This window comes from Streptomyces calidiresistens (genome assembly GCF_014141525.1).
In the GTDB taxonomy this organism is placed as follows: domain Bacteria; phylum Actinomycetota; class Actinomycetes; order Streptomycetales; family Streptomycetaceae; genus Streptomyces; species Streptomyces calidiresistens.
Genome location: NZ_VKHS01000972.1, coordinates 1 through 1,792 on the forward strand (window position 1 = coordinate 1; position 1,792 = coordinate 1,792).

The 1,792-nt window shown below is 71.3% G+C and carries 2 protein-coding genes; both read right to left on the reverse strand.

What is annotated here, in order from left to right:
- Nucleotides 1-384: 384 nt before the first annotated feature.
- Entirely contained in the window at nt 385-567 is a 183-nt protein-coding gene (locus FOE67_RS24640; RefSeq protein WP_182667029.1) for a tail-anchor membrane protein, read from the reverse strand.
- 225 nt (nt 568-792) lie between these two features.
- Complete coding sequence (locus FOE67_RS24645) at nt 793-1,593, reverse strand: SGNH/GDSL hydrolase family protein (RefSeq protein WP_182667030.1); 801 nt, start codon at nt 1,591-1,593, stop codon at nt 793-795.
- Nucleotides 1,594-1,792 lie beyond the last annotated feature (199 nt).

Sequence of the window (1,792 nt, forward strand, 5' to 3'; positions counted from 1 at the left end):
CCGGGGGGACCGCCGGGAGCGATCCCCGGGGGTGGCGCGGCGCCGCGGAGCGGTCGGGAACTCACGCTCCGACCTCCCGGCCGGACCGATGGCCGGGACCGCCCGTCCCCGACCGGGGATCGACGCCCGGCCGGGAGTCGGGGTGATGGGGGTGGACCATGACCGGGACCGTAGTGCGCCCGGCGGACCCACCGAGCCGGGTGACACATCCTGCTCCAAGATGTATCGGGCATGCACGGATCCGCCCGGTCGGGCGGATCCCGGGATCATCCCCGTTCGTGTCCTGCCCGGTCGTGCCCGGATGCACCCGGAGGGCCAACGGGACGGAACAGCCCCCGGCACCCCGGGACCGGCGGAGGGTCCGATGGGGCCGGGGGCGTGGGGTCAGCGGCCGAGTTCCTTGCGGGAGACCCGACGCAGACGTCGGCGCTGGGAGGGGTCCAGCAGCAGGTACGCCGCCGCGGGGACACCGAAGATCACCAGCGCGGCGATCCAGAAGTTCGTCAGCCACCACAGGAACAGTCCGGCGACCACTCCCCCGACGGCGATCTTTCCACCCGTTGACATGTCGCTCTCCTTCTCCGGTCGCCCGGGTCCGTGCTCTCGGCGGGACGGCGACGACCCGCCCTCGCCCGGGCCGGTGGGAACGTCACCCGCTATGGGGGACGCGACACCCGGCCGGGGGGTTGCCCCGTTTTCCGAGCGTATCGGGTGACGCCGCGGGGCGGGCCGCTCCGTCGGGGACGACAAGAGGGCCCGCCCCGCGGTGGGGGGTGGATGGGTCCGGGAGGGTCAGGAGAGAGCCGCCATGACCGGGTGGTAGCCACCGGACTGACCGGCCGCGGTCGGATGGTAGGAGTTCTCGATCGGCAGGGTGAGACTGTGCAGCCACGAGGCGGACGAGCAGATCTCGTGACCCGTGAACGCCGGGCGGACGTCCCCGTACGCGAAACCGTGGTCGGCCGCGCGCTTGGAGATGACCTCGCTCAGGTTGTCCGAGGCCCCGTTGATCGCCGCCCGGGACTGCTCACTGATCCCGACCAGGCAGGTGCCGTTGAGCTGGTACATCCTCGGGTAGCCCATCACGACGACCCGGGCGTTGGGCGCCCGCTCGCGGATCGCGGTGTACACCGCGTCCAGGCGGGAGGGCAGGGTCTCGGTGATGTAGGCGTTGGCCCGGGCGACACGGTTCACGCACGCGTTGGTTCCCTGGAGAACGCACACCGTCATGGTGTCGGCGAAGCCGGCGTCGTTGCCCCCGATGGAGATGGTCACCAGGGTGGTCTCGGCGTTGAGGGGGCCGAGTTGTTCGGCGAGCACATCGGTGGTGCGGGCACCGGAACAGGCGGTGAAGTGGAAGGAGGCGGGGGCGTTGGCCGCAGCCCAGAGCTCGGGGTAGGCCCTGGTGCTGCGGCGGCAGTCGCCGCTGTCGGAACGGTAGTTCCCGGCGCCGACGCCGGAGGAGTAGGAATCTCCCAGTGCCACGTAGCGCGCCGGCGCCTCCTGGGCGGCGGCCGAGGTGGGGGCGACGAGGGAGACGCCGAGCAGGGCGACCGCGGTGGCGGCCGCCGACAGCAGGCGGCGGAGTCTCATGAATCCTCCCGGGTGGGGGGTGTGGGGGGTTGCCCCAAGTTTGTTACCAGCGCGTAACAGACTTGAGAAGTGGTCATGCCGAAACCGATGGCATCGACCCAACGAAATCCCCGTGAATGCGTCACCGGTGACGCATCATCACCACCCGTCGCACACCCGTGTGGTCAACGGTGGGGGTTGCTCGTCCCTCCCGCCCCTC